This is a genomic window from Kribbella sp. NBC_00709, assembly GCF_036226565.1.
Classification (GTDB): Bacteria; Actinomycetota; Actinomycetes; order Propionibacteriales; family Kribbellaceae; genus Kribbella.
Map to the genome: position 1 here is coordinate 2,623,565 of NZ_CP108996.1, position 24,616 is coordinate 2,648,180.

25 protein-coding genes and 1 tRNA gene are annotated in these 24,616 nt (G+C 68.9%); 11 read left to right on the plus strand and 15 right to left on the minus strand.

Features of this window, described 5'->3' with window-relative positions; translation table 11 throughout:
• The first annotated feature begins 74 nt into the window (after window positions 1–74).
• The 3 genes from OHA18_RS12835 (at window position 75) to OHA18_RS12845 (ending at window position 3,386) form a co-directional block, all read left to right on the plus strand.
• Window positions 75–866, plus strand: coding sequence for a hypothetical protein (locus OHA18_RS12835; protein WP_329004274.1), 792 nt, complete (start codon window positions 75–77; stop codon window positions 864–866).
• Window positions 867–963: 97 nt separating this feature from the next.
• Window positions 964–2,535 carry an alkaline phosphatase D family protein gene (locus OHA18_RS12840; RefSeq protein WP_329004275.1) on the plus strand — a complete coding sequence of 524 codons (1,572 nt, stop codon included), beginning with the start codon at window positions 964–966 and terminating at the stop codon, window positions 2,533–2,535.
• Entirely contained in the window at window positions 2,532–3,386 is an 855-nt protein-coding gene (locus OHA18_RS12845) for a galactose-binding domain-containing protein (protein WP_329004276.1), read from the plus strand. The genes OHA18_RS12840 and OHA18_RS12845 overlap by 4 nt, the downstream gene beginning before the upstream one ends.
• A 55-nt stretch (window positions 3,387–3,441) precedes the next feature.
• Here OHA18_RS12845 and OHA18_RS12850 read toward each other — a convergent pair whose 3' ends face one another.
• The 3 genes from OHA18_RS12850 to OHA18_RS12860 form a co-directional block, all read right to left on the minus strand.
• Window positions 3,442–3,903 carry a hypothetical protein gene (locus OHA18_RS12850; RefSeq protein WP_329004277.1) on the minus strand — a complete coding sequence of 154 codons (462 nt, stop codon included), beginning with the start codon at window positions 3,901–3,903 and terminating at the stop codon, window positions 3,442–3,444.
• 62 nt (window positions 3,904–3,965) lie between these two features.
• Window positions 3,966–4,520, minus strand: a complete 555-nt coding sequence (locus OHA18_RS12855; protein ID WP_329004278.1) for a hypothetical protein — start codon at window positions 4,518–4,520, stop codon at window positions 3,966–3,968.
• 151 nt (window positions 4,521–4,671) lie between these two features.
• Window positions 4,672–4,745: transfer RNA gene (locus tag OHA18_RS12860), tRNA-Gly, on the minus strand.
• Between the two features lie 316 nt (window positions 4,746–5,061).
• Between OHA18_RS12860 and OHA18_RS12865 the strand changes: the two genes are divergently transcribed.
• Both OHA18_RS12865 and dcd read left to right on the plus strand, forming a co-directional pair.
• Window positions 5,062–5,502, plus strand: a complete 441-nt coding sequence (locus OHA18_RS12865; protein ID WP_130442776.1) for a MarR family winged helix-turn-helix transcriptional regulator — start codon at window positions 5,062–5,064, stop codon at window positions 5,500–5,502.
• A gap of 141 nt (window positions 5,503–5,643) precedes the next feature.
• Window positions 5,644–6,219: a dCTP deaminase gene (gene dcd, locus OHA18_RS12870; RefSeq protein WP_329004279.1), complete on the plus strand. Its 576-nt coding sequence runs from the start codon at window positions 5,644–5,646 to the stop codon at window positions 6,217–6,219.
• A 48-nt stretch (window positions 6,220–6,267) separates the two neighbouring features.
• On the opposite strand, the gene OHA18_RS12875 is transcribed toward dcd, so the two are convergent.
• From OHA18_RS12875 to OHA18_RS12890, 4 genes are all read right to left on the minus strand, one after another.
• Window positions 6,268–7,767: a hypothetical protein gene (locus OHA18_RS12875; RefSeq protein WP_329004280.1), complete on the minus strand. Its 1,500-nt coding sequence runs from the start codon at window positions 7,765–7,767 to the stop codon at window positions 6,268–6,270.
• 208 nt (window positions 7,768–7,975) lie between these two features.
• Window positions 7,976–8,221 (minus strand): hypothetical protein, encoded by a 246-nt coding sequence (locus OHA18_RS12880; RefSeq protein WP_329004281.1) that lies wholly within the window; start codon window positions 8,219–8,221, stop codon window positions 7,976–7,978.
• Window positions 8,222–8,367: 146 nt separating this feature from the next.
• The gene (locus OHA18_RS12885; protein ID WP_329004282.1) at window positions 8,368–9,201 is read right to left on the minus strand and encodes a DUF4097 family beta strand repeat-containing protein; all 834 of its coding nucleotides are present in this window, start codon (window positions 9,199–9,201) and stop codon (window positions 8,368–8,370) included.
• On the minus strand, window positions 9,198–9,956 hold the full coding sequence (locus tag OHA18_RS12890) for a hypothetical protein (RefSeq protein WP_329004283.1): 759 nt from the start codon (window positions 9,954–9,956) through the stop codon (window positions 9,198–9,200). The genes OHA18_RS12885 and OHA18_RS12890 overlap by 4 nt, the downstream gene beginning before the upstream one ends.
• A 111-nt stretch (window positions 9,957–10,067) precedes the next feature.
• Here OHA18_RS12890 and OHA18_RS12895 point away from each other — a divergent pair, with 111 nt between their 5' ends.
• Window positions 10,068–10,862: an SDR family NAD(P)-dependent oxidoreductase gene (locus OHA18_RS12895; RefSeq protein ID WP_329004284.1), complete on the plus strand. Its 795-nt coding sequence runs from the start codon at window positions 10,068–10,070 to the stop codon at window positions 10,860–10,862.
• Here the strand turns inward: OHA18_RS12895 and OHA18_RS12900 are convergent.
• A complete protein-coding gene (locus tag OHA18_RS12900; RefSeq protein ID WP_329004285.1) occupies window positions 10,797–11,558 on the minus strand; it encodes a CPBP family intramembrane glutamic endopeptidase in 762 nt (253 codons plus the stop codon). The genes OHA18_RS12895 and OHA18_RS12900 overlap by 66 nt on opposite strands.
• A 2-nt stretch (window positions 11,559–11,560) precedes the next feature.
• Window positions 11,561–12,181 carry a TetR/AcrR family transcriptional regulator gene (locus OHA18_RS12905; protein ID WP_329004286.1) on the minus strand — a complete coding sequence of 207 codons (621 nt, stop codon included), beginning with the start codon at window positions 12,179–12,181 and terminating at the stop codon, window positions 11,561–11,563.
• Between the two features lie 157 nt (window positions 12,182–12,338).
• Here OHA18_RS12905 and OHA18_RS12910 point away from each other — a divergent pair, with 157 nt between their 5' ends.
• Both OHA18_RS12910 and OHA18_RS12915 read left to right on the plus strand, forming a co-directional pair.
• Entirely contained in the window at window positions 12,339–14,324 is a 1,986-nt protein-coding gene (locus OHA18_RS12910) for a hypothetical protein (protein ID WP_329004287.1), read from the plus strand.
• 71 nt (window positions 14,325–14,395) lie between these two features.
• Window positions 14,396–16,909 (plus strand): polysaccharide lyase family 8 super-sandwich domain-containing protein, encoded by a 2,514-nt coding sequence (locus OHA18_RS12915; protein ID WP_329004288.1) that lies wholly within the window; start codon window positions 14,396–14,398, stop codon window positions 16,907–16,909.
• On the opposite strand, the gene OHA18_RS12920 is transcribed toward OHA18_RS12915, so the two are convergent.
• Window positions 16,887–17,363, minus strand: coding sequence for a MarR family winged helix-turn-helix transcriptional regulator (locus OHA18_RS12920; protein ID WP_329004289.1), 477 nt, complete (start codon window positions 17,361–17,363; stop codon window positions 16,887–16,889). The two genes, OHA18_RS12915 and OHA18_RS12920, sit on opposite strands and share 23 nt — an antisense overlap.
• A 26-nt stretch (window positions 17,364–17,389) precedes the next feature.
• Complete coding sequence (locus OHA18_RS12925) at window positions 17,390–17,989, minus strand: DJ-1/PfpI family protein (protein WP_329004290.1); 600 nt, start codon at window positions 17,987–17,989, stop codon at window positions 17,390–17,392.
• 82 nt (window positions 17,990–18,071) lie between these two features.
• Between OHA18_RS12925 and OHA18_RS12930 the strand changes: the two genes are divergently transcribed.
• Window positions 18,072–18,515 carry a GNAT family N-acetyltransferase gene (locus tag OHA18_RS12930; RefSeq protein ID WP_329004291.1) on the plus strand — a complete coding sequence of 148 codons (444 nt, stop codon included), beginning with the start codon at window positions 18,072–18,074 and terminating at the stop codon, window positions 18,513–18,515.
• Here OHA18_RS12930 and OHA18_RS12935 read toward each other — a convergent pair.
• From OHA18_RS12935 to OHA18_RS12950, 4 genes are all read right to left on the minus strand, one after another.
• Entirely contained in the window at window positions 18,482–19,660 is a 1,179-nt protein-coding gene (locus tag OHA18_RS12935) for an MFS transporter (RefSeq protein ID WP_329004292.1), read from the minus strand. The genes OHA18_RS12930 and OHA18_RS12935 overlap by 34 nt on opposite strands.
• A complete protein-coding gene (locus OHA18_RS12940; RefSeq protein ID WP_329004293.1) occupies window positions 19,657–20,670 on the minus strand; it encodes a DNA polymerase III subunit beta family protein in 1,014 nt (337 codons plus the stop codon). The genes OHA18_RS12935 and OHA18_RS12940 overlap by 4 nt, the downstream gene beginning before the upstream one ends.
• Before the next feature lie 34 nt (window positions 20,671–20,704).
• Window positions 20,705–21,214, minus strand: a complete 510-nt coding sequence (locus OHA18_RS12945; RefSeq protein WP_329006099.1) for an AAA family ATPase — start codon at window positions 21,212–21,214, stop codon at window positions 20,705–20,707.
• A gap of 130 nt (window positions 21,215–21,344) precedes the next feature.
• On the minus strand, window positions 21,345–22,496 hold the full coding sequence (locus tag OHA18_RS12950) for an anhydro-N-acetylmuramic acid kinase (protein ID WP_329004294.1): 1,152 nt from the start codon (window positions 22,494–22,496) through the stop codon (window positions 21,345–21,347).
• Window positions 22,497–22,630: 134 nt separating this feature from the next.
• Between OHA18_RS12950 and OHA18_RS12955 the strand changes: the two genes are divergently transcribed.
• On the plus strand, window positions 22,631–23,128 hold the full coding sequence (locus tag OHA18_RS12955) for a SigE family RNA polymerase sigma factor (protein WP_329004295.1): 498 nt from the start codon (window positions 22,631–22,633) through the stop codon (window positions 23,126–23,128).
• Window positions 23,125–24,489 (plus strand): hypothetical protein, encoded by a 1,365-nt coding sequence (locus OHA18_RS12960; RefSeq protein WP_329004296.1) that lies wholly within the window; start codon window positions 23,125–23,127, stop codon window positions 24,487–24,489. The genes OHA18_RS12955 and OHA18_RS12960 overlap by 4 nt, the downstream gene beginning before the upstream one ends.
• Window positions 24,490–24,616 lie beyond the last annotated feature (127 nt).

Here is a 24,616-nt window from a genome sequence, read left to right on the forward strand (position 1 = left end):
ACTAACTGCAAACCTCTTCCTCCCCAGGTGGTCCAGACCATAAGATCCCTCGTCTGCATCATCTGGGGAGGGACATGAAGCTGTACACCGCGGTGGCGACCGTCGCCGCCGTACCACTCGCTCTCGGCCTCGCTGCCTGTGGCAACGGCGACCCGAAGGGCACCGGCTACCGCCCGTCGATCCCGGCCGAGACACCCACCGCGATCGCCACCAGGACCGCGGCGCCGATCGAGAAGGTTCCGGCCGCCCGCTTGAACCGGGTCACGTTCGTCCCGGCGATGAACTCCGCGCTGACGAAGCAGAAGTCCTGGCGCATCACCGGCACGATGACCGTCAACGGCACGACCGCGATGACCATGAACGGCGTCCAGACCGCGCAGCCGTCAGCGATGTCGATGGAGATGTCCGGCGCAGCCTTCGGTGGCAGGACCGCGAAGATGATCCAGATCAAGAACGTCGCCTACGTGTCGATCCCGGGGACGACGCCGGGCGGCAAGTTCGTGCGGATCAAGGCATCGGACGGTGACCTCGGCCAGCTCATCGACAGCGGTGATCCGACCACGATCTTCAAGTCGTTCGGCGCGAACCTCGGCGGCGTGAAGTTCGTCGGCGCGGAAACCGTCGGCGGCCAGGCGCTGGACCGGTACGACGTCACAGTCGACACCGCCAAGGCCCTGGCCCTGCAGCACAAGAAGCTTCCGGCCGGCGCTCCGAAGACGTTGACCTACAGCCTGTGGATGGACAAGGCGCACCTGGTCCGCCGGATGTCCTTCGACCTGCTCGGCGTCTCGATGCTGATGACCATGACCGACTACAACAAGGCGGTGCAGATCACCGCGCCGCCGGCGAGCAAGATCGTCAAGTAAGGCCGAATTCGGTCACATCCCACCCGATTGTGTGAACTTCTCGTAATCTCCCGTTACTGAAGTGATCACCTCTCGATGATCGGGTGGGCTGGTGCCGATGCCTAGTAGTCGACGAAGTTTCCTGACAGCAACCGGAGCGGCGGCGGCGCTCGCGCTGACCGGCAGTCTCCCGGAGATCAAGAGCGCCGCGGCCGGCTGGACCGGACGTCCGGACAAGCGCGATCCGTTCACCCTCGGCGTCGCGTCCGGCGACCCGCTGCCGGACGCGGTCGTGATCTGGACCCGGCTCGCGCCGGATCCGCTCGCGCCGTTCGGCGGCATGGATCGCCGGCCGGTCGACGTCGAGTGGCAGGTGGCGGAGGACGAGCACTTCCGCCGGGTCGTCCGCCAGGGATCGACGAAGGCCGGGCCGGAAGCGAGTCACTCGGTCCACGTCGACGTACGCGGCCTGCGTCCGTGGCGGCACTACTGGTACCGCTTCCGTGTGAACGGTCACCTCAGCCCGGTCGGCCGGACGAAGACCGCCCCGACGGCCGACACCCAGCTCAACCAGCTCTCGTTGGCGTTCGCGTCCTGCCAGGCATGGTGGGAGGGCTGGTACACGGCGTACGCCGACATGGCGAAGCGGGACCACGACGTGGTGTTCTTCCTCGGCGACTACATCTACGAGTTCGGCATCGACCGCGGGATCCGGCCGCACTCGAACGAGCCGTACATCACCCAGCAGACCGTGACGCTCGACGAGTACCGGCAGCGGTACGCGGCGTACAAGACGGACCCGGACCTGCAGACCGCGCACGCGAAGGCGCCGTGGATCGTCACGCTCGACGACCACGAGGTGGTCGACAACTGGGCCGACGAGGCGCATCCGAGCGCGCCGCCCGCGCAGTTCCGGGTACGCCGGGCCAACGCGTTCCGCGCGTACTGGGAACACATGCCGCTGCGGCTGGCGCAGTTGCCGAAGGGCCCGGACATGCAGCTCTACCGGCGGATCAAGTACGGGCGGCTAGCGGAGTTCAACGTGCTGGACACACGCCAGTACCGATCGGACCAGGCGTACGGCGACGGCACGAAGGCGCCCGGCCCGGAGACGGCCGATCCGACTCGCACGATCACCGGGGACGCGCAGGAGAAGTGGCTGCTCGACGGGTGGTCGGCGTCGCAGGCGCGCTGGAACGTGATGGCGCACCAGACCGCGATCGCCCGGCTGGACACCAAGGACGGGCCGGAGGTGCTGGTCCCGATGGACACCTGGGACGGCTACGAGGCGTCGCGGAACCGGATCCTCGGCGGCGCGGCGCAACGGAAGGTCCGCAACCTGGTCTCGATCGCCGGCGACCTGCACCGCAGCGTCGCGTCCGACCTGAAGCTGGACTTCGCCGATCCCGCCTCGGCCACGGTCGGGGCCGAGTTCGTCGGCACGTCGATCACGTCCGGGATGGACGGCGAGGACCTCGACGCGGGTGGCGCCACTTTGCTGCGGGAGAACCCGCACATGAAGTTCGGCAACTTCCAGCGCGGCTACGTCAGCTGCACCGTCACGCCCCACCAGTGGGTCTCGGACTACCGCGTCGTCGACAAGGTGTCGGTCCAGGGCGGCACCGTGAGTACCCGCGCCAAGCTCCTCGTCGAGGACGGCCGCCCCGGCATCTCGGAGGTCCAGGAATGAACATCCCCCGGCAGTCCGTGATCGCAGCCGGCACACTGCTGGCAGCCGCCCTGCTCGGCTCCAGCTCGGTGCCCAAGGCAACGACCTCCGACGTGGCGGTGAGCGTCGCCCCGGAGCAGCTGAGCGTGGTCGGTCTCCCCTGCTTCCCCGGCACCCTCAACCTCACGATGACCAACACCGGCGCGCAGGACCGGTACGCCGACCTCACGCTCGACCCGACCGGGCCGCTGCAACTGTCGCGCACGCTGTTCTCGTCGTGGCTGCCCGCCCTCGATCCCGATCAGCCGGTCTCCGCACCGGTCGAGGTCCGGGTACCGCGTGACACCAAGCCCGGCTCGTACCAGATCGGCGTCGAGGTCGACCGGAACCGGCTGACCGTCCCGGTGACCGTCGACCCGCTGCCGCCGAAGGGCCCCGGCGACAACCTCGCCCTCGGCGAGCAGGCAACCGCATCATCCACGCACGGCAACTTCACCCTCTGCGGCGCCCTCGACGGCGACAAGGACTCCGAGGACTGGGACACTCTGACCGGCTGGAACGACGGCACCCGGGCAGTCTTCCCCGACACGTACGACGTCGCGCTGTCCACCCCCGCGACCATCAACCGGGTAGAGCTGTACACCCTCGACTCGGCGAAGTACCCGGCCAGCCTGAACGGCCTGAAGGACTGGGACGTCCAGGTCAAGACCGGCGACAACTGGCAGACCGTGGCCCAGGTCCGCGGCAACACGGTGGGCCATGTCACGTCGACGTTCGCCCCCGTCCAAGCAGACGCCGTCCGCATCCTCTGCCTCGACGGCAACGACCACACCTACTCCCGCATCGTCGAACTAGAGGTCTACGGAAGCTGACGACACGAACGGTTGACCCGGGCAACAGTCGGCGGGCCTGGGTCAACCGTTTGAGTTAGCCGAGTGCCGCGAGCAGGGTCACCAGAAGGACCACGGCGAAGATTGCCCCCATCAGGCCGAAGAGGACCCCGATCCCCTTCCGCTTCACCTTGCTGTGGCCGATGCTCCCGGACGTGAATTGGTGGAACGGCGACGCGTAGAACACCGGCACCGCCTGGTTCGGCGGCACCGTGCAGTCCAACGCCGCCTTGCCGTAGACACGAATCCACTGCGAGTGGACGTCGACGTGCAGCGGTCCGGCGGGGACGGGAATGTCGTTCCGGCCGTACTTCACCGGCACCGGGTAGCCGTTCAGGTGCACCGTCGGCGGGATCATGTTGGACGTCATCGCGCTGCCCTGGATGGTCAGCTGCAGTAGCCCCATCGGACCCTGCGGCTGGAACTGAGGCTGCGGCTGGAACTGGGGCTGGAACTGGGGCTGCGGCTGGAACTGAGGCGGCTGCTGCTGGAAGCTCATGCCGCCAAACGATAGAGCCTGTCAGGAGCTTCCGAGCGTCTACAGGTTGGCCCGGGTAGACGTCACGGACGACCGCGGCCACCGGGTCCGCGGTGATCGGTCCGGCCGGGGATCCGTGGCGTCTGAGGCCGCGACCTTGCCGCTCGACTGTCATCGGTCGAGCGGCCGGGCTCCTTCTGGTCCGACTGCAGGTTCTTCAACGCGGCCGCACCGAGCAACGCGATCGACCAGCGCGCCTCCAGCGCCGGCGTGATCTTCCGGTACCACCGATCGATCGCAGCCCGTCCGGCCTCGTCCCTGGCGGTCGTTTTCGCTTCGTCGCACAGCCGCCTCGCGCCGTCCGGTGAGATATGGGGCAGACCCGCGGCGAAGGTGCCCGTCAGGTCTTGCCCATAGCGAGAGCGAAGCGCGTCATTGAGCGCCATTCCCCCCGGATCGTCATCGCGGTAGTGAACCGCGTGACCGTCTCTGGTGATGACCCAGCGATGCGCCTGGCCCGATTCGTCCAGGGTGAGTTTCGAGACACTCGCGACCTCGCCGTCGCGATCGAACTGGGCGCGCGCCCGCACGTTGATGCCGAGCGGCGCCCGCCTGGTGTGCTCCGACTCTGTCGCCACCGAGCGATTGTAAGCGCGTGCGCGGCTCAGCCGACGGGCTCACCCCGACCCGGTCAGTTGCTCGGGGCATCAGTGTTCGATCGTCCACGGGGCACCTCAAACGGACGCCTGAAGCGCCCGTTTGCAGCCGGGGAGAGTTACTGCGGACAAATGGAGCGGGTGACGGGAATCGAACCCGCACTGTCAGCTTGGGAAGCTGATGTTCTGCCATTGAACTACACCCGCGCGTCGCCGGTTTCCCGGCAGCGAAGAGCATAGCCGATCGGGGGGCTGTCAACCACGCCGGGTCCGCGCGTCGGTTGTTGCGGGGTCAGGGTCTTGTCCGCAGAAGGTGCCAAATGCATCGAAAAGCGGGGTGCGGACGGTTTGCGCCGGGGGTTCCTGGGCAGTTTTCCACAAAGGGCGCGTTCAGGACTGGGCAGGTTCGTCATCTTCTGGCAGATTAGAACGCGTTGCCGGGGGCAACATTCGACGCAACGTGAGGACGCGGTCCTCCGGACCGGACAAGACGGTTGCGGGCAACTGGATGAAGGGGTGAACGGTGGCAACAGACACAAGTGACGCGGTGGACAACCTGGAGAAGGAACTCGTCACGTTGGCACGGCGGCTGCGCGGTCTGCAGCGGACGCTGTCCGACGAGGCGCACCCGGACCTGGAGCCGGCGCAGTACGCGTTGCTGAACCACGTCGAGGAGCTGGCGCCGGTGCGGATGGCCGACCTGGTGGCAGCGCTCGAGGTGGACAAGGGTCCGGTCAGCCGGGCCTGCGCGCGACTCGAGGAAGAGGGTCTGCTGAAGCGTGCCGCCGACAAGTCGGACGCGCGGGCGACCCTGCTGACACTGACCGCGGCCGGCAAGCGCAAGCTGACGGCGGCCCGGAAGAAGCGGCACAAGGTGATCGAGGATCTGCTCAAGGACTGGTCGCCGGCGCAGGTGAAGACCTTCGCCACCCAGGTGTCGAAGTTCAACAAGCTGTCCGACTGAGGTTAGTTGCCTCAGGCCCAGGTTGGTGGTGCGGTCCGGCCGGAGAGCTGAGGGCTCCGGATGATTCACCACCAGCCGCTGGGAAGGGCCTGGAGCGTACTGAAGCTGTGCGGATGAGCAGCACGCTGCTAACGTGCGACCGTGCTGCTCTCCGACCGTGACATCCTGGCCGAGCTCGACGCGAAGCGGGTCCAGCTGGATCCGTTCGATGCTGCGATGGTGCAGCCGTCGAGTGTCGACGTACGGCTGGACCGGTTCTTCCGGGTTTTCGAGAACCACAGGTACCCGCATATCGACCCGGCCGACGAACAGCCCGATCTGACCCGGCTGGTCGAACCGGACGGCGAGGAGCCGTTCATCCTGCATCCCGGTGAGTTCGTCCTGGGATCGACGTACGAGCTGATCACGCTCCCCGACGACGTCGCCGCCCGCCTCGAGGGCAAGTCGTCGCTCGGCCGGCTCGGCCTGCTCACGCACTCGACGGCCGGTTTCATCGACCCCGGCTTCTCCGGGCACGTGACGCTCGAGCTCTCGAACGTCGCGACGCTGCCGATCAAGCTGTGGCCCGGCATGAAGATCGGCCAGCTGTGCTTCTTCCGGCTGTCCTCCCCCGCCGAACACCCGTACGGCTCGGAGAAGTACGGCTCCCGTTACCAGGGCCAGCGCGGCCCGACGCCGTCCCGCTCCTACCGCAACTTCCATCGCACCGACGTCTGACGGCACAAGTAAGGCCCCGGGAAGAGATCCCGGGGCCTTTACCTATGGTCAGGCGGTTGCCTTGAGGAAGATGCAGACCGACTCGAGATCCGTCGAGTCGTTGCCGGTCGGCAACTGCCGGTAGACGCCTCCGAACGGCGAGACGGCCACGGGCGACTCCGGCTTGCCACTGTAGAGGCTGAGATCCCCAGCAGCAGTGTCATTGCCGGGCGACGTGGACCAGTCGCTGGGCGGGGTGTCGCCGGCCGACGGGAGGTCACTCGACGAGGGCGTGTCGCTCGGGCTCGGGCCACCCGACGGGGCCGCGCTCGGCAGGTCCGCGCCGGTCTTCGCGTCCAGCAGCACCGGCTGGGCCTCGGTCTTCGCATACACGACACCGTGGAACGCCGCGGTCACGCTGGGCACGACACGCCCGCCGGACTTGCTGGTGAAGCCCCAGACCTTCTTGCCGGTCGTGTCGTCGAGGCCGATGAGCTCGCCGTCGGCGCCGGCTCCGGCGGTGCAGACGACCGAGGTCGCCTGGTCCGCGAAGCAGTCGTAGTCGCTGGCGCCGATGCTGTCCGACGGCGGCGTGGACACCGACTGCACCATGGCGCCGGTCGACAGGTCGAGCGCGAAGATGGCTTCAACCTTGGTCCCCTGGCCGTAGTCCGTGTACTTCATGGCGTAGAAGTACGCGTGCTTGGCGGCGCCGGCGAGCGGCTTCAGGTAGGCCTGCTTCAAGGGGATCTGCTTCGTGATCTTCCCGCTCGCGCCGTCTGCGAGCAGCGCGGTGCCGTCGGAGGCGTTGTCCGCCTGCTCGCCCTTCGCGCCGGCGACGACGCCGTTGTGCACGGCGGCCGGGTTCATCCCCGGCACGATCGTGGACTTCTGCGTCTTCGGGTCCGCGAACACCGTCAGATCGGTCCGCTTCACGGTGATGCTGCCGGCGCCGATCACCCCGACGGCGACCTGACCGGTCTCCGGGTCGTACGCCGTGTCCGCCAGGCCCGGGGTGCCGATCGCGCTGTCGCCGTCACCCTGCACCGTGCTCACGGGCGTGGAGACCTCGGCGATCTTCTTGCCGGCCATCACGTCGATCCACTGGATGACGACCAGGCCCTTCGGCTTCTGGGTGCCGTTGCCCTTGTCGACCTCGGCGTAGGCGACCACCGCGACATCCTTGCCGTCGACCTTGGCAGCCATCGGCCGGGTCGACTCGACGACCGTGGTGGTGTCGGCCGACTTCGACGGGATCATCCACTGGTTGTTCGGATTGGCGACGTCGCGCCCGGTCAGCCCGGCGAAGCCGCCGATCAGCGCGACCTGGCCGGCGATGCCCATCTGGGCCTCGTCGAGCGTCGAGCGGCCCTGGTAGTCGGCCGACGGGTAGGCTGCCGCGACGCTGAGAACCTTGGGCGGGTCGAAGGACGGGACGGTCGGGGTCGACGGCGTGGCCGAGGTGGTGGACTGACCGCTGTTGTCGGATCCCGACTCGGATTTCTTGTCGTTGCCGCCGCAGCCGGCCACGAGGATCAGGGCGGCGGTGACGGCTGTGGTTGCCACCATCGGGCGCAACATCGTTGGTTACTCTCCCCAAAGTCGACCGAGAATGATCGACTGAACGCTAGCAGTGTCCATGGGTCGGCCCGGCAGTTATCCACAGGCGTTGCAGGAAGCTGCAGGCGTCCGGGGATCGCTCAGCTGGTCCGGGCGAGCCCCAGACGCTGCAGCAGGTGGTAGAGCGCGGCGGCCGCGCTGTTCAGCGGTACGCCGTTCATCGGACGATCGAGAGTCCGGTCCCGCGGTGACGGCCCTGCGTCTCGGGCAGGACCCGGGCGGCCGGCTCGGCCAGCCGCCGGGAGGCGGGCTCCAGCCGGTCGGCCAGCCGGCGCAGCGCGCTGGCCAGGCCCTCCCGCGGCGTGGTCCGGACCGAGTCCCCGTTGCGCTGGGCCCTGAGCTCGGCGGCGCGCAACTGCTCGGCGACCTGGTAGCGGGCGATTTCCTGGTGTTCGGTGATCATGAGCGTGTTCCCCTCGGATAGTCCCCGTGCTGTGGTGGTTTTCGGCAATGCTTCGCCTAGGTCCCGCCCAGACGGCGGGACCTAGATAGCTGACATCAACTCAACGAACCCGACCGCGCCGATCCGACGCGTGCGGTGTTATCGGGTCAGACCTTGACGACGGTGATGTCGCCGGAGACGGTGCGGGCCCGCAGCATCAGGGCGCGCTCCCCCTCGGCCGGCTTCTGGCCGGGCTCGAGGTCACACCGGATCTGCCCGGTGACGGTCTTCAGGTCCAGGTACGCCGGGAGTCCGGCGGGGACCCCGATCCGGACGTCGCCGCGGGCCGTCTCGGCCTGGACGCTCGGCCCGTCGGCGATCTCGACCGTCACGTCGCCGGAACCGGAGGTGGCGACCGAGTGGTCGCGGATCCGCTCGATGGTGATGTCACCCGAGCCGACCTTGACGGAGGTGGGACCGTTGGCGTCGCCGATCGTGACGTCACCGGAGCCGGTGCTCAGGCCGAGCGCGTCGCCGGCCTCGTCGATGTCGATCGAGCCGGAACCGGTGCTGGCCTTGACCGCGCCGGTGACCTCCTCGACCTTGACGTCGCCGCTGCCGGTGTTGACCCCCAGTTCGCCCTCGACCCGGGTCAGCTGTACGTCGCCGGAGCCGGTCGACAACCGGGCCGGGCCGAGCGGCACGTCCGAGCTGATGTCTCCGGAGCCGGTCTTCACCCGGGCCTCGAGGACCGCCGAGGTGGCGATCCGGACCTGGATCTCCGGTCCGCGGCGAACGTTGCGCGGCCCCTCGATGATGAGCTCACCGTCGACGACCTCGAAGATCACATCCTCCTCAGGACCGTCCTCGACATCCATGGAGACCACGGTCCCCTCGCCGTCCGGGTTGGACCTGATCTCGACCAGGCCGGAGCCGATCTCGATCCGGATCCGATCGATCCGCTGCTTCTCGTCGTCGATGTACTGAGTACTGGAGCTCATTCGACCCACCCCGTCATCCGTTGTCCCGGGCCGTGTCCGCCCTTGCGTCGTTCCTTGTCCTCGCGCCGCCGATCGCGGTCGTCGCGCCGCCGGTCCCGATCGCGGCGTCCGCCGCGCTCCGATCCGAAGACGCCCTCGTCACCGAAGGGTCCGTTCGGGCCGAACACGCCGTTCGGACCGAAGACGCCGTCGGGGCCGAGCGGGCCGTTCGGCCCCAGGGGGCCTTCCGGACCGAAGACCGGACCCCGCGGCGGGCGCGGCGGCCGGGGCGGGCGCTGGCCACCGCGGCGGCCACGCTCGCTGAGCTCGTTCATCACGGTGCGCATCAGCCACGCGTTGGAGGAGATGCCCTCGGCGTTCGCGGCTTCGTCCACCTTGTTCTTGATCGACATCGGCACCCGGAGCGTGACCCGGGCGGTCGGCTCGTCGGCGTCCAGCACGAACTGCTCGGCCTCGTCGTCGGCCTCGTCGTCGATGTCGTCGTCGGTCTCGTCCGGACCGGTCAGCTGGCTGGGCGCCGGCGTGACCACGAACTCGGGACGGCCACCGGCCATCCGGAGCTCGACCGAACCCGGGGACAGCTCACGGCTGATCTCCCCGGCGGCGTCGGACAGGGCTGAGATGAGGGCCAGGCGGCCCGCGTCATCCAGCGTTGCCCCGAGGCGCTGGGCCACGGAGCGGGTTTGCTCGTCGGCCAGGGCGGTGGCGTTCTCAACGCTCCGCCGGACCGACTCGAGGTAGTGGTCAAGTTCCATGGCAGCAATCATGGCGTCATCGTGACGTCACTGTCAACCCCTTCTGATGTCACGTCGTCGTCAGAGTGGCAGCACAGGCACAATGGCGTGCAGCCAGCCCAAGGAGGAGCAGTGTCCAGAGGAGTACTCATCACCGGTGCATCCAGAGGTGTCGGCGCAGCCACCGCGCAGGCGTTCGCGCGCGTCGGCGACCGGGTCGTGCTGCACTGCCGGGGCGCGGTCGACCGCGCCGAGGAGATCCGGGCCGGACTGCCCGGCGACGGTCATTCCGTGATCGCCGCAGACCTCGGCGATCCGGCCGCAATCCCTGCCCTGGTTGACGAATCGGCCTCTGCGCTCGGGCGGATCGACGTGCTCGTGAACAACGCGGCGATGTTCGTCGACGAGCCGGTCGGCGGTTCGCGCCGGATCGGTCACCCGTTGGCCGAGACGTCGTACGACGAATGGGTCGCGACCTGGCGCCGGACACTGGCCGTCAACCTCGAGGGAGCGGCGCACGTGACGTGGTGCGTGGGGCGGCAGATGCTCGACACCGACCCCGCGGACGGCGTACAACGGGGCGCGATCGTCAATGTGGGATCGCGCGGCGCCTACCGCGGCGAGCCCGACGTGCCGGCGTACGGCGCCTCGAAGGCCGGACTGCACTCCCTGGGACAGTCACTGGCGGCATCGCTGGCGCCATCTGACATCAGCGTGACGTCAATTGCGCCCGGATTCATCGCCACCGACATGACGCAGACCTTCCTGGCCGGTCCTGGCGGCGACGCGATCCGGGCGCAGAGCCCGTTCGACCGCGTCGCCACCGCCGAGGAGGTCGGGGACGCGATCTTCTGGCTCGCCTCACCCCAGGCGAACTGGGCGAGCGGCGCGGTCCTCGACTTCAACGGGGCGTCGTACCTGCACTGAGGTGACGACGACGGCGGCGATCGTCCAGACCGCGGCGAGGACCGCCATCGGGAACAGGTCGCCGTTCTCCTCGGTGAAGAGCAGGATCAGTCCGAGGTTGACCGCAGCGTGGGCAGCGGTGGCAACGACGAGGTTGGTACGGCGTGCGCCGCTGACCACCGCGCCCATCACCACCGCCAGCCCGGTCGCCATCACGACGAAGAGCCCCATGTACAGCAGCCCGTGCGAGAACCCGCCGATGTGCCAGAAACCCCAGAGCACGCCGACGATCAGCGACGAACGCAGTACCGAGAACCGTGTCTGCAGGTAGGGCTGCAGATAGGCACGCCAGCCGAGCTCCTCGCCCGCGGCGCCGACGATCATCGTGATCACCAGCGCCCAGAACGGGAACGGCAGGCCCTCCGCCCGCCACGACCGACCGGCGACGACATGGACGAGCACCGACGCCAGCATCGCGGCGATCACGATGCCGACCACGAGCGCACTCCGCCTGGCGGCGACCCGGACCGGCGTGAATCGCGCATCCACCCGGGTGGTACGGCGGAACAGCAGGAACATCACGCCCACGCCGAGAGCCGGCGCGAACTGGACGAGCTGGATCAGGTCTGGACTCGGCCCGGTGGCAGCCTGCACCGCGTTCAGTACGCCGCTGAAGTCCATCGTGCTCAGGTAGAAGACCACTACACGCAGGAACACCGTTACTCCTGGATGAGGTAGGGGGCGATCATCAGGTCGAGCTGCTCGGTCAGGAACTCGTGCAGCGAGCCCCAGCCGTTCACCGCCCAGACCTGGAGCGCACCGTTGAAACAGACAAGGGTGTGGCGCGCCAGCGCCGGTACGTCGGTGTCCGCGCGCAGCTCGCCCGCCTCGACCGCGGCCCGGTAGAACCGGTCACAGCTGTCGACGATCGCGAACGAGTGCGCCAGCGCGTGCTGCCGGAACTCCGGATCGGAGACGTCGAGCTGGACGAAGCCGAGACCGTTGCCGAGCTCCTCGCGGTGCTTGATGTGGGCAACGGCCGATAACGCGAAGTCCCGCAGGATCGCCAGCGGCGAGGTGTTGCGCGCCTCGGCCTCCTCCGCGGCACGCAGGACCATCAGCGGCGACCGGGCCGCGGACGCCAGCAGCAGACCGCGCTTGGAGCCGAACCGCTGCATCAGCGTCGGCGGCGCCAGCCCGACCTTGGCACCGACCGCCGCGAGGGTCAGCTTCACCGGTCCGAGCTCGGCCAGGACCTGGCGGGTCGCGTCCAGGATCACGTCGTCACTCACCAGCCGGGGCCGGGCCACGTCAGCGCCTCCGAGTTTGTGAACGGCCATTCGCTAATACATCGGATCGTAACAGATCCTTGTTGGCTCAGTTATTCAGTAACAACGGGTGAGCTTCCGGATACCTGGAGAGGGGTCCGGACCAGTGATCCCGCCTGTCCGGTGCACCCGTCCGTCGCCGGGCTCGTCGTACAACGGGAGCCTCTTCATGCGTTTCGCCCGCATCACCCTGGGCCTGCTGCTGACGCTGGCCGGCCTGGTGGCCACCGTCGCCGGAGCCGTCGCCGCCTTCTGGCTGGTCGGTCCGGACAACACGATCTCGACCCCCGACCGGGAGCTCGCCAGCACGGGCCTCGCGGTCGTCTCCGCGCCCACGCTGCTCGACCGGCACGGCCCGACGCTGCATGTGACCGCGTCCGGCGCCAAGCCGTTGTTCGTGGGCATCGGGCAGGACCTCGACGTCCGCAACTACCTCGCGGGATCGGCGCACACCCGGCTGATCCGCTTCGAGCCGCCGGCCACGTTCGGCACGCAAGACCTGCGCGGCCGTAGCAGCAAGCTGACGCCGCCCGGCAGCCTCGACTGGTGGGTCGCGCAGTCCGCGCCCGGTTCGCAGTCGGTCACCTGGCCGATCCAGGACGGTCGGTACGACGTCGTCGTGATGAACGCGGACGGCTCACCGGCCGTCGGCGCGCAGGTCAGCTTCGGCGTGCAGGTGCACCGCCTGTTCGGGATCTGCCTGCTGGTGCTGGGTGCGGGCGTGCTCGTGCTCGCGTTGGGACTCACGCTGATGTTCCGCCGCCGCAAAGCCGCTGTTGTGGCGGCGGCCGACGCGGAGACCACGACCGAGATCCCGGTGCCCGTCGCCGCGCGGATCCCGGTCCTGGTTCCGACGGCGTCCAGCACCTCCGAGGCGCAAGAGAACGCCCCGGCGTACCGCGTCTCGCCGTTCGCACCTGAGCGGGTCAGCCCGTTCGCCCCGGTCAGGCCCGAGCCGAAGCCGGTTCCGGCAGCGCCGATGTTCATGTCGGCCGCGGCGGTCGCCCGGGCCAAGTCACCGGCCCTGATCGGCGCCGGCGCCTCCCAGCGGTACGACGAGCCGCCGCTGTACGACGCACCGGCCCAGCCGGCCGAGCGCACCGAGCCCGTCGAGCCGGAGACCGTTCCGCTCGCGGCGTCGCCGGAGTTCGAGAAGAGCGACGAGGCGGTCCGGCGTACGGCGGCCCTGCTCGCCAGCGGTGCTTTGTTGCTCACGACAACGAGCTGCGGGCTGATGCCGCCGAAGAACAGCCTGACCGCGCCGGACAGCCGCCCGGCCGTCACGCTGGCCGACGCGCAGGCCGTCGTGCAGCGCTACAACCAGCTCAACAACCAGGCGAACCAGACCCGCGACGCGAAGCTGTCGGCGACGATCGAGGGCAACCCGACGCTGGCGCAGACCCAAGCAGGCTTCGTGATCGGGCGGAAGCTCGACGCCGCCGGCAAGGACGTGTCGAAGCCGTTCAGCTACACCGACCCGGAGATCGGCGCGCCGCAGTTCGCGTCGTACCCGATGCGGTTCGTGGTCAGCTCGGGCATCTCCAACGCACCCGGCAACCGCCAGCTCGGCGTCTGGCAGCGCGAGAACGCCGGCAGCCCGTGGCTGTTGACGCACTCGGTCTACCCGCCCAAGGGCGTCGCGCTGCCGTCGGTCGACGGGATGCGCACCCCGGACAGCAGCGACCTGGACAAGCTCCAGAGTCAGCCGGCGACAGTCGCCAAGGACCTCGCGGCGTACCTGACCGGTGGTGAGAGCGCCCCGCAGGCGAAGCTGTTCACGCCGTCGCCCAGCCTGTCGAGCCTGCAGAAGCTTCGGGCGACGTCGAAGGCCAACGACACCGCGGAGCCGTACATCGCGAGCGTGACCGATGCGTTCCTGCCGTCCGGCGAGCCGCTGACCTTCATCACGTCGTCCGGCGACGCGCTGGTGTTCCTCACGCTCTCGGAGCAGTACCTCCAGCGCGTCGAGCCAGGCTCGAACGCGTACTGGACGAGCGGTGAGGCGACCGCGTTCAGCAGCATGGTCAAGTACACCCAGACCCTGCACCAGGACTACCTCCACCAGGTCGCCCTGGTCATCCCCGCCAAGTCCGCCGGCAACGCGATCCAGGTTCTCTCCATCGACCCCCAACTCATTGGGGCCGGCGGCCAGTAAGCGGTTGCCGGAAGATAGTTCCGGCTGGTTGACTCCCGGGGTGAGGTTTTTCCCACCGCCCGGGAGTTCCAGTGGACATCACTCGTCGCCGCCTGCTGTCATTCGTACCCGCCACCGCTCTGCTGACCGCGGTCAACCCGGCCCCGTCCGCCGACGCTGCTGTCGGTGACGACACGGCCACTATGAGCGCCGACCCCGGTCAGCTGCTGGTCAATGCGATCGCGATCTACGCCGGTACGGCGGAGTCGAACGCGCGCCCCGATGTCGCCGCAAAGGTCGCCGCGATCGACAGCACTGCCCGTACCTGGCTGTCCGCGCTCGACCGCGCCGGCGCCGGTGAACTGTTCGCCGGCCTCCCCCTCGGGACGAGCGATCCGAACCTCAGCTCGTCGTACCAGCACCTCTACGAGATCGCGCTCGCGTACCGCCGGCCCGGACCGGCATCGGACCTGCAGGGCAACGAGCAGGTCCGCGCCCGGATCGCGGACAAGCTGCTCTGGCTGCACGCGAACTACTACGGCGACCAGTCGACGGGGTACTACGGCAACTGGTTCACCTGGGAGATCGGCATCTCGACGTTCGTGTCGAAGACGCTCGCGCTGATCGACGCCCCGCTCGACCTGATCACGCCGTACGTCGCCTCGATGGACGCGTACCTGCGCAACGGGAAGGACGGCGACGTCGACCTCGACTCGCGCTTCCACACCGGCGCGAACCTCGTCGACATCACCGCGAACCGCGTCCTCCAGGGCGCCCTGCTCGACGACGACGCGCGGATCCGGAAGGCGCTGCAGGACCAGTTCACCGTCTTCGCGACGATCGACCCGTACAACCTCCAGCACGACGTCACCGACGGGTACTACGCGGACGGCTCGTTCATCCAGCACGCGTCGGTCGCGTACACAGGCTCGTACGGAAAGGGCCTGCTCAGCCGCGTCGTCCAGACCATCAAGGTGCTCGACGGGACGGAGTACGCGCAGGGCGACGACCTGGTCGGGGTGGTCCAGGGTTGGGTCGAGCACGGGTTCGCGCCGCTGATCTTCGAGGGCTGGATGATGGAGATCGTCAAGGGTCGCGCGGTCTCCCGGACGGCGACCGGGTACGACGACGTGGCGGTCGTCGTGGAGGCGATCGTCGACCTGGCCTACTACGCGACTGGCGCCGATGCCCAGCGGCTGAAGGCGTTCGCGAAGTTCACCGCGCGGCCGACGATCAACGTGAACAGCTTCGTGTCACCGGTGAGCATCGGCCGGTTCGCCGACATCAAGGCGGACGCGACGATCGCCCCCGCGGACCTCAATCCGGCGGCCAGTACGACGGCCTTCAACGCGATGGACCGGACAGTGCATCGCCGGCCCGGGTACGCGTTCGCGGTCGCGCGGAACTCCGAGCGGATCAGCAAGTACGAGTACATGAGCGGCGAGAACCTGATGCCCTGGTTCCAGGGCGACGGCGCGCACTACCTCTACCTCGCCGGTGAGGACCAGACGCAGTCGTTCGGCATCGACTACTTCACGACCGTCTCGCCGTACGCGCTCGGCGGAGTGACCGCGCCGGTCGAGACGCGGAAGACGGTGCCGGAGCTGTACGGGACGGCGTACTACGACAACCCGCCGACGTTCACCGCCTCGTCGGAATCCCAGAACACCTATGTCTACTTCCCGACCGGGACCAACGTGCACTCCGGCGGCGCGACCCTCGACGCGTACGGCGCCGTCGGCTGGACGCAGTCGGATGATTTCGCGTACGCGTCGCGGGCGACCCTGCCGGACGACTTCGTGGTCTACAAGAACGCGTCGGCGACCAAGTCCTGGTTCCTGCTCGACGACGAGATCGTCGTACTCGCAGCCGGGGTCGGCGACGCGACCCGCGCGGTGACGACGACCCTCGACACCCGCATCGCCGGCGCATCCGATCCCGTCACAGTCACCGGCGTACGACGCGACGGGCGCGCCTGGAGCGGTTCTGGAACGGTCGATCCGCGCTGGCTCCGCTACTCGAACGGTGCTGCGTCGATCGGCTACCACTTCCTCCAGCCGACTCAGCTGTCCGTCGATCTGCAGGCAGTCACGCGGAGCCGCCGGGTCGTGCGGACGTCGAATGCGGACACCGCGATCACCAAACAGGTGTTCGGCCTCACCGTCACCCAGCCCGCCGGCGCGACCCGGTCCCTGGCCTACGCATTGGTGCCCAACGCAACAGAATCGGCGTTGAAGGCGTACCAGCACGGCCGGATTCTGCCGCTGTCCAACACCGTTGAATTGCAGGCGATCCAGCACCTCGGCCTCCGGCTGACGGCGGCCAACACCTTCACAGCCGGCTCCCACAACCTGCCCGGACTGACCATCGACGGCCCGGCTTCGCTGCTCCTAGGCCGTCAATCGTCGGGCGTGCAGCTCGCCGTCTCCGATCCGACGACGCAGCGCGACAGCATCACCGTCAACCTGTGGGCGCAGTACCTGAAGGCCGCGGCTCCGGTCCCCGGTGTGCAGGTGACGCGGACGATCACCGGGACGCGGCTGACCTTCACCACGCGCCACACCTACGGGCGGAGTCTGGCGATCAAGCTTCTTCCAGCTTGGTGATCAGGGTCTGCAGGGCGGCGAGCGTCGTACGGAGGTCGTCGAGATCGACGGCCTTCGCGAGCTCCGATGTCCAAGGATGCTGGGCCACCGCGATCTGGCGGATCGACCAGTAGCCGGCCTCGGTGCAGGCGAGCAGCTTGGCGCGGCGGTGGGCCGGGTTCGGGCGGTACTCCGCGAGACCGCGCTCGACCAGCAGGTCCGCGATCCGCTGCACACCCTGCCGGCTCACGCCCATGATCCGTCCGACGTCGGCGACCGACCGCGGCTCGTCCAGCACGCCGCCCAGCACCTGCCACCAGGCAGCCGTCAGGCCGCCGTGCGCGGCCAGGCCCTGGGCGGCCTCCATCAGGCGCGCGTTCAGCCGGAAGGTGGCGAGGACGACATCCGTCAACACCGCACCACCTTCCGACTGCTTCGTCGGCTTCGGCCACTCTTCCCGGGGTGGAACCGTCATCCGACCATCATCGGGTACGCCGGACGTCATCCCACCAGCGTCGCGTACGCCGCTGGGTCGGCGCGATGGAACACGCCTTCGTACGCGTCCAGCTTCGTCTCACCCGCGAGCTCGAGCCGCTGCAGCACCGCCCGCGCGAACTGCACCGGCGAGTCCGGCCCGGCGGTGATCAGATCCCCACCGACAACCGCGCGCTCGTCGACGTAGTTGTCCGCGCCCTGGTACCCCGTCGCCTGCAGGTACTCCTTCGCGGCGCTCGTGTGCTTCCGCTCGTCCAGCAGTCCGGCCCGAGCCAGCCCCGCCGTCGCGCCACAGATCGCCGCCACCGGCACCGACGCCTCGAGGAACCGCGCCGCCAGCTTCGCGAACGCATCCCCGCCGCCGTTGTCCCACTGTCCCGAACCGGCCAGCACCAGCAGATCCCCCGTGTCCGGCTCGACGTCCGCGATCGTCACGTCCGGCACGACCCGCATCCCACCCATGGTCACCACCGGCTCCGGCGACTCCCCCACCGTCACCACGGTCCACGGCACCCCGGTGAACCGCCCGGTCCGCAACTCCACCACCAGGTGCCCGATCTCCCAGTCCGCCAACGTCTCGTACACCGCCACATAAGCTGTCCTCATAGACAACATACTGTCATCACGACAACATGCTGTCAATAGGAATTCAGCTGCCGACGAGCGGTCGGGCTGGGAGGGTGGAGGGATGGGTGTGCGTGAGTTGACGATGGACGACTGGGCCGGATTCTGGCCGTTGGTGAAGGGTTTCGGGACAGAGTTCTCGGAGGTGGAGTCGCGGGAGTTCTTCGCTGAGTTGGCTGAGGATCCCCGGTGGGTGGCGTTGGGGTACGACGACGGCGGTGAACTGATCGGGTACGCCGCGGTGCAGAACTACGGGACGCATCTGCGGGCGGGTCGGCGGCACCAAGGGCGCTTGCACGATCTGTACGTGCTGCCGTCGCGCCGGGGTACGGGTGTCGGACGAGCGTTGATGGATGCGGTCGCGGACTGGGCGTCCACTCGGGTGCGTCACCTCGAATGGCAAGGCCATCACGAGCGAGCGGCACCGTTCTACGAGGCCTTGGGACACCGGGGCGAGCCGTGTCCCCAGCCGGACTATCCGACCTTCGAGATCGACTTCGGCAAGTAGTCGCCGCGGAGCAGGGTGACGCCGGCGAGGGCGGTTGCGGCGGCGGCCAGAGCGAGCGCGTGGTGTACGTCGAGTGTGGCCAGGAGGTTCGTCGACGCGATCAGCGGGACGGTCTGGACCAACGACAGCAGCGACTGGAGCCGGGTCAGGTGCGATCGCGGCGTACTGCGGACGAACACCGGGGCCAGGTGTGACGTGAAGAGGCCGACGCCGAGGCCTTGCGCCAGGGTCGCACCGACCGCCCACGGGACGGACGGCGCCAGCGTCAGGCCCGAGATCCCCAGCGCGGCGACAAGACAACCGAGACCGCCGGTCAGACCGGAGCGGTCGAAGGTGCCGTAGCGGGCGACCAGGATGGTCACGAGCAGTCCACCACAAACGTTGCCTGCCACAACGAATCCCGCCTGCCCTGCTGCCCAGCCGTGCGAACGGGCGAGCAACGGGACGCACAACGACGTCACCGGCAGGACGAAGGCAGCGACCAGAGCGACCACGGACAGCACCATCCGCAGCACCGGATCCCCGGCCGCGACCCGCAATCCGTCGAGGGCCTCGCGGGCGACGGAGCGGCGATCGCTCGGCGGAGTCACGTCGTACGGCGGTCTGAGCATGACCAGCACCAGGAACTGCACGGCGAACGTCAGCCCGTCGAGCACCAGCGCCCCGACCAGCCCGACCGTTGCTACCAGCAACCCACTCACCGGTCCGCCGGCGAGCGTGATGAGCTGCGTGGCCGACGTACGCAGCGCCATTGCCTTAGGCAACTGATCGTCCGGCACGAAGAGGCGTGGAAGAGCGCCCGCGGCCGGCAGTGCGAACGCATCGACCGTGCCGACCACCACGGCCGTCGTCACCAGCAGACCGGCTGAGATCCCATGGATCCCGACGGCAACGGCCAGCAGGAAGCAGGCCGTGCCGACGATCGCGCCGCACCCGAGCAGCAGCCGGCGAGGACCGATCCGGTCGCCGAGGACGCCGCCGAGCAGCAGGAGTACGGCGCGCGGCAGCATGAACCCGGTCAGCACCAGCGCGGCGACCCGCGGGCCTATGCCCGTCGCCGCCCAGCCGAGCGCGAAGAACAGCGCGGTGTCGCCGAGGACCGAGAGTGTGGAACCTGCCAGCCAGCCGTAGTACGCCCGGTTCACCCGTCCAGCCGGACAGGCATGACGAGCGTGGTGAACGTGCCCTGATCGGCCGACCGAACGACGACCGGCCGGCTCGGCTCGCAGATCTCGAGCAGCACGTCCGGCCCGACACTCGCCTCCAGCGCGGCGGCGAGCAGACTCGCGGTGAACCCGATCCGCACCGAGCCGGACCCGATCGCGTCCAGCTTCACCTCGTCGCCGATCCGCAGGCTCTCGTCGTCGATGTCAAAAGCAACGACATCGCGCCCGACCAGCGCGTCCAGCAGCCCCGCCCGATCCACCACCACGCGGCACACCGGCGGCGTCAGCCCGTCGAGGATCTGCTGGTACGCCGGGTACTCCGCATCAACCACCGCCAACTCGCGTGACTCGTCGCCCCGCACGAGCATGAGCCCGCCATTCACCTCCACCTGCACCACATCCCCCGCAGCGGCCCACCGACTCACGCGCGCGAGCTCGTCCGCCCGTACCAGCACCCGCCCCGTGACGCCACCAAACTCCACCGGCCGAACCGTCCGCACGGCCAACCGATACCGATCGGTCGCCACGAACGTGATCTCGTCGGCCGCCAACTCGATCAACACGCAGTCCAACCCCAGGTGTTCGGCTGTCGCGGCTGCGGCGGGAGTTACCTGACGGATGGCGCTGGCCAGTTCTGGGCCGCCTATCGCTGCCGTCGTCTGGTGGGAGAGGAGCTGGGTCAGGAGGCGGGTGGCGGCTGCTCTTGTCGCGGTGGACTTGGCTTCGAGAGTGCGCAAGTGGGCGCGGACGAGGTCCGCGACGTCGGACGGGTCGGCATCCAGGGCGATGCGGACCTCCGGGAGCGGGAGGTCGATCTCCCGGAGGTCGCGGAGCAGTCGGGCACGGGGTTGTTGCGAGCGGTCGTAGTACCGGTAGCCGTTCGCCGCGTCGACCTCCGCGGGTGGCAGCAGCCCGCAGTCGTCGTAGAACCGCAGGGCACTCGGCGCCAGCCCCACCACCCGCGCGAACTCACTGATCGTCAGCCTCATAGGCCCGACCCTGATCCCTGAACCAACTCGAAGGTCAACTCCGGAGCCGGCCCCACAGGCTGAGGGTCTTGCCGAAGCGTTCGCCGCGGATCCAGTCCAGGATGCTCTTCGCGGACCGCTCCGGCGCGACGTCTCCGCGCACCGACCGCGGCACGTGCTTGCGGATCTCGGCCGCGTCCGCGAGCGCCTCCTCGATCTCCGCCTCCGGCCAGCCACGCCCGGCCAGCCGCTTGCGCCGTACCGCGTCCGGACAGTCCAGATGCAGCCAGCGGCCTTCCGGCAGCTCGGCCGGCAGCAGCGGGGAGAGCAGCAGCACCGGTATCCCCGACCGCCGGATCAGCTCGGTGATCCGCAACCAGAGCGCGTTGTACGCCGGCCAGATCGGCGCCGCCGTCGGGCTCGCGATGTCGATCCCGAGCAGCCGTCCGTTATCGTCCAGCAGCTCGTCCATGTCCATCACGACCAGGTTCCCCGGGCTGAGCCGCACCAGCTCCGGCACCACCGTCGTCTTCCCCGACCCGGGTGCCCCTGTCACCACGAACATCCTCGTCACAGGTCTAGTGTCGCGCGAGTGGTGCCGCTTGAGCGATGGTGGTGTCCAGGTGCGTGCATCGGGGTGCTTGCATGGGCGCCAGCAGCGCCAAGCGGCACCACTCGCGCGACACTCAGTGCGGTCACTGCACCAGGAGGCGCGACGGAGGTCGTGCCTCGCCCGAAATCGTGGGCAGTCCGCTCAGGCCGGCTGTGACCGAGCCGAGCACGCTGGAGTGCGCGGCGCCGGTGCAACTCGGCACCGTCCCGCCGAGCCCGTGCACGCTCAGGAACCCGAGCACGGCGAACGCGTACGCCTCCTTCGCCGCCGACGGCATGCCCAGCTCGTCGGTGGTCCGGACCGGAATGTCCAGCTCGTCCGCGAGCAGATGCATCAACGCCGGGTTCTGGATCCCGCCTCCCGAGGCGACCACCTCGGTCCCGCCGTACCGCCGCACCGCGTCGGCGACCGTCCGGGCGGTCAGCGTGGTCACCGTGGCCACCAGGTCCTCCGCGGGGATCTCGGGCAGCCCTTCCATCGCCTGCGCCATGTAGGCCAGGTTGAAGAGCTCCTTCCCCGTCGACTTCGGCGCCGGGCGCGCGTAGTACGGCTCCGCCAGCAGCCGCTTGAGCAGCTCCTCATGCACCTGACCGCGCGCCGCCATCACTCCGTCGGCGTCGAACGGCTGTCCGGTCAGCTCCATCACCACGGCGTCGATCAGGGCGTTCGCCGGACCGGTGTCGAAGGCAACCGGTTCGCCGTGGACGACAGTGATGTTCGCGATGCCGCCAAGATTCAGAGCGACCGGTACGCCGGGACGGCCGCGCAACCACAGCACGTCCATGATGCTGACCAGCGGTGCACCCTGCCCACCCGCAGCCACGTCGCGCGCCCGCAGGTCCGACACCACCGATACGCCGGTCGCCTCGGCGATCCACGCCGGCTGCCCGAGCTGCAGGGTCCCGCGCACCACGCCGTCGTCGACCCAATGGAACACCGTCTGCCCGTGCGACACGATCAGGTCGGCGTACCCACCGCACAGCTGCTCCACCGCCTGCTGGGCCACCGCGGCGAACGCCTGGCCGATCCCGGTATCCAGCCGGCACACCTGCTCCACTGTCGTCGATGCCGGTGGCAACGAGGCCGCAACCGCGGCTCGCAGGTCCGGCGGGTACGGCTGGCTCAGCATGCCCAGTGGCGTCAGGACCAGTACGTCGCCGTCCAGCCGCAGGTCTGCGGCGGCGGCGTCGATGGCGTCGTACGACGTCCCGGACATCAGCCCGATCACTCGCATATCAACTCCCGTCGATGGCGCTCGGAGCGTCCATCTTCATCCACAACGCCGCCACACCGCGACTCGGGCGATGCAACCTTCCGGTCTGCGCCGGTGTCTATCTGACTACGAGAACGATCACCGAGGAGGGGTGGATGGTCACGCGGGGTGATGATTTCGACGAGTTCGTCCGAGGGAGCTCGACCCGGTTGCTGCGCACCGCCGTCCTGCTCGTCGGCGACCGGGCCGGGGCCGAGGACCTCGTCCAGGAGATGTACGAACGGGTGTATGTCCACTGGCGGCGGATCCACAGCGCACCGGACGCCTACGCCCGCAAGACCCTGGCCAACCTCGCCGCGAACCGCTGGCGCAGCAAGGGCCGCAAACCCGAGGTCGCACTCGCCGACCACGACCGGCCCACGCCCGACAGCACCGAGGATCACGCGGTCCGCGACCAGCTGATCACCGCCCTGCAGGAGCTACCCCCGCGGCAACGCGCCGTGATCGTGCTCCGGTACTACGAGGACCTCACCGAGGCCCAGACCGCCGACGCGCTCGGGTGCTCGCTCGGCACCGTGAAGAGCCAGACGTCTCGCGCACTGGACCGGCTCCGCCTGATCACCGAACCCGCCATCCTGGAAGGACTGCGATGACCGAGACCGAACTCAAGCAGCGGCTGAGCGCCGACGTGGACGGCGTCGAGGCTCCGCCCGACCTGCTCGACCGGGCCCGGGCCGGTGGGGCCCGCCGGCTCCGGCGCCGCCGTTTCCTCGCCGCGGGCGCGATCGCGCTCACGTCGGTCGCCGTCGGCGGAGTCGCGGTCACCGCCCCAGGCATCCTCGACCACCGGTCCGAGCCGCCCATCGCATCCCGGCCCGGCGAAGGCAACCCGTACGCGTTCCTGATGAGCGGCCCGACCCGGGGCGATCTCGCCGGCGACACGGCGTACCTGAAGCAGGTGCTGGCGGCGTGGCGGTCGTCCCACGGCAAGTCGATCAACCACGATCGCGGCATCTTCAACCACATGCAGGGCGACGCACAGGTCGCCTGGGCCGGCAACACGCCGGGCGGCCGGGCGGCGATCGTGGTCGAGAACTCCGACCTCCGCAACCACTCGGACGTGCAGCTGTACCACGAGGGTGTGGCGGCGCTGGTCGGGTACGTCGGCGACGACAAGGACGGCAAGCCGGTCATCATCGGCGACGACTACCCGGTTCCGGGCTCGTCCCAGCAGACCGGGTTCGTGGTCGAGAAGAACGGCACCCAGGCCCTGGTTGCCCTGCAGATGCCCGGCAAGCAGATCGGCCTGTCGATGGGTCGCACGTACGCCAAGGACGGTTCGGTCAAACGCACCTTCACCCCGTTGACGTTCCGCGACAAGGTCAGTGTGGTGCAGCTTCCGACCGGGCAGAACCTCGCGGACCTGCGGCTCAACCGGATGCCGGGCACCGCGTTCTCGTACCTGTCGATCGTCAACGCCGACATCAACGCCTCGCCCCCTGAAACGGCCGGCGACCAGCGGCTGTGGGGAGACTTCGCGCAAGATGCCGACCTGCTCTGGCCGATGAGCGACGGCGCGGACCGGCTGCGTAAGACCGCGAACGACGTGTTCAACGACACAATCCAGAAGGCCGGCGACCCGAACGCCAACGGCACCGCCTTCTCGATCTGGACCGGGTACGGCGTCACCGCCAACGGGACCGCGGTGTACCTCGGCGAGCAGGCGCTGGACAGCGATCCGACCCACGTCTACGCCGTGCTCAAGCCGAAGACCGGGAAGCCGCGGATCGTCCTCGGCGGCGTACCGGATGCGGCGGCCGCCCTGCCGGTCGCGATCGAACTGCCCGACGGCCAGGGCTGGGCAGTCGCCCACAAGGACGCTCAGCTGTCCTACCGGTACGACGGTGGCGCGTGGAGCCCGGCGCGGTCGAATGCGCTGCTGGTACCGGCCGGGACGCACGCCGAGGTGCAGGTCGAGGCCGGCGGCACGACCGACGTCGTACCGTTGCAGTGAACCCTTGACAGCGGGTTGTCACCGATCGATGATCGGTGTCGCTATACCGGTTTATCTCCTCTCGCCGCCTGAGCTGTCAGCCAGGCGGCGACCGGTACTTAACCGATATAGCGACACCGCCCACCTT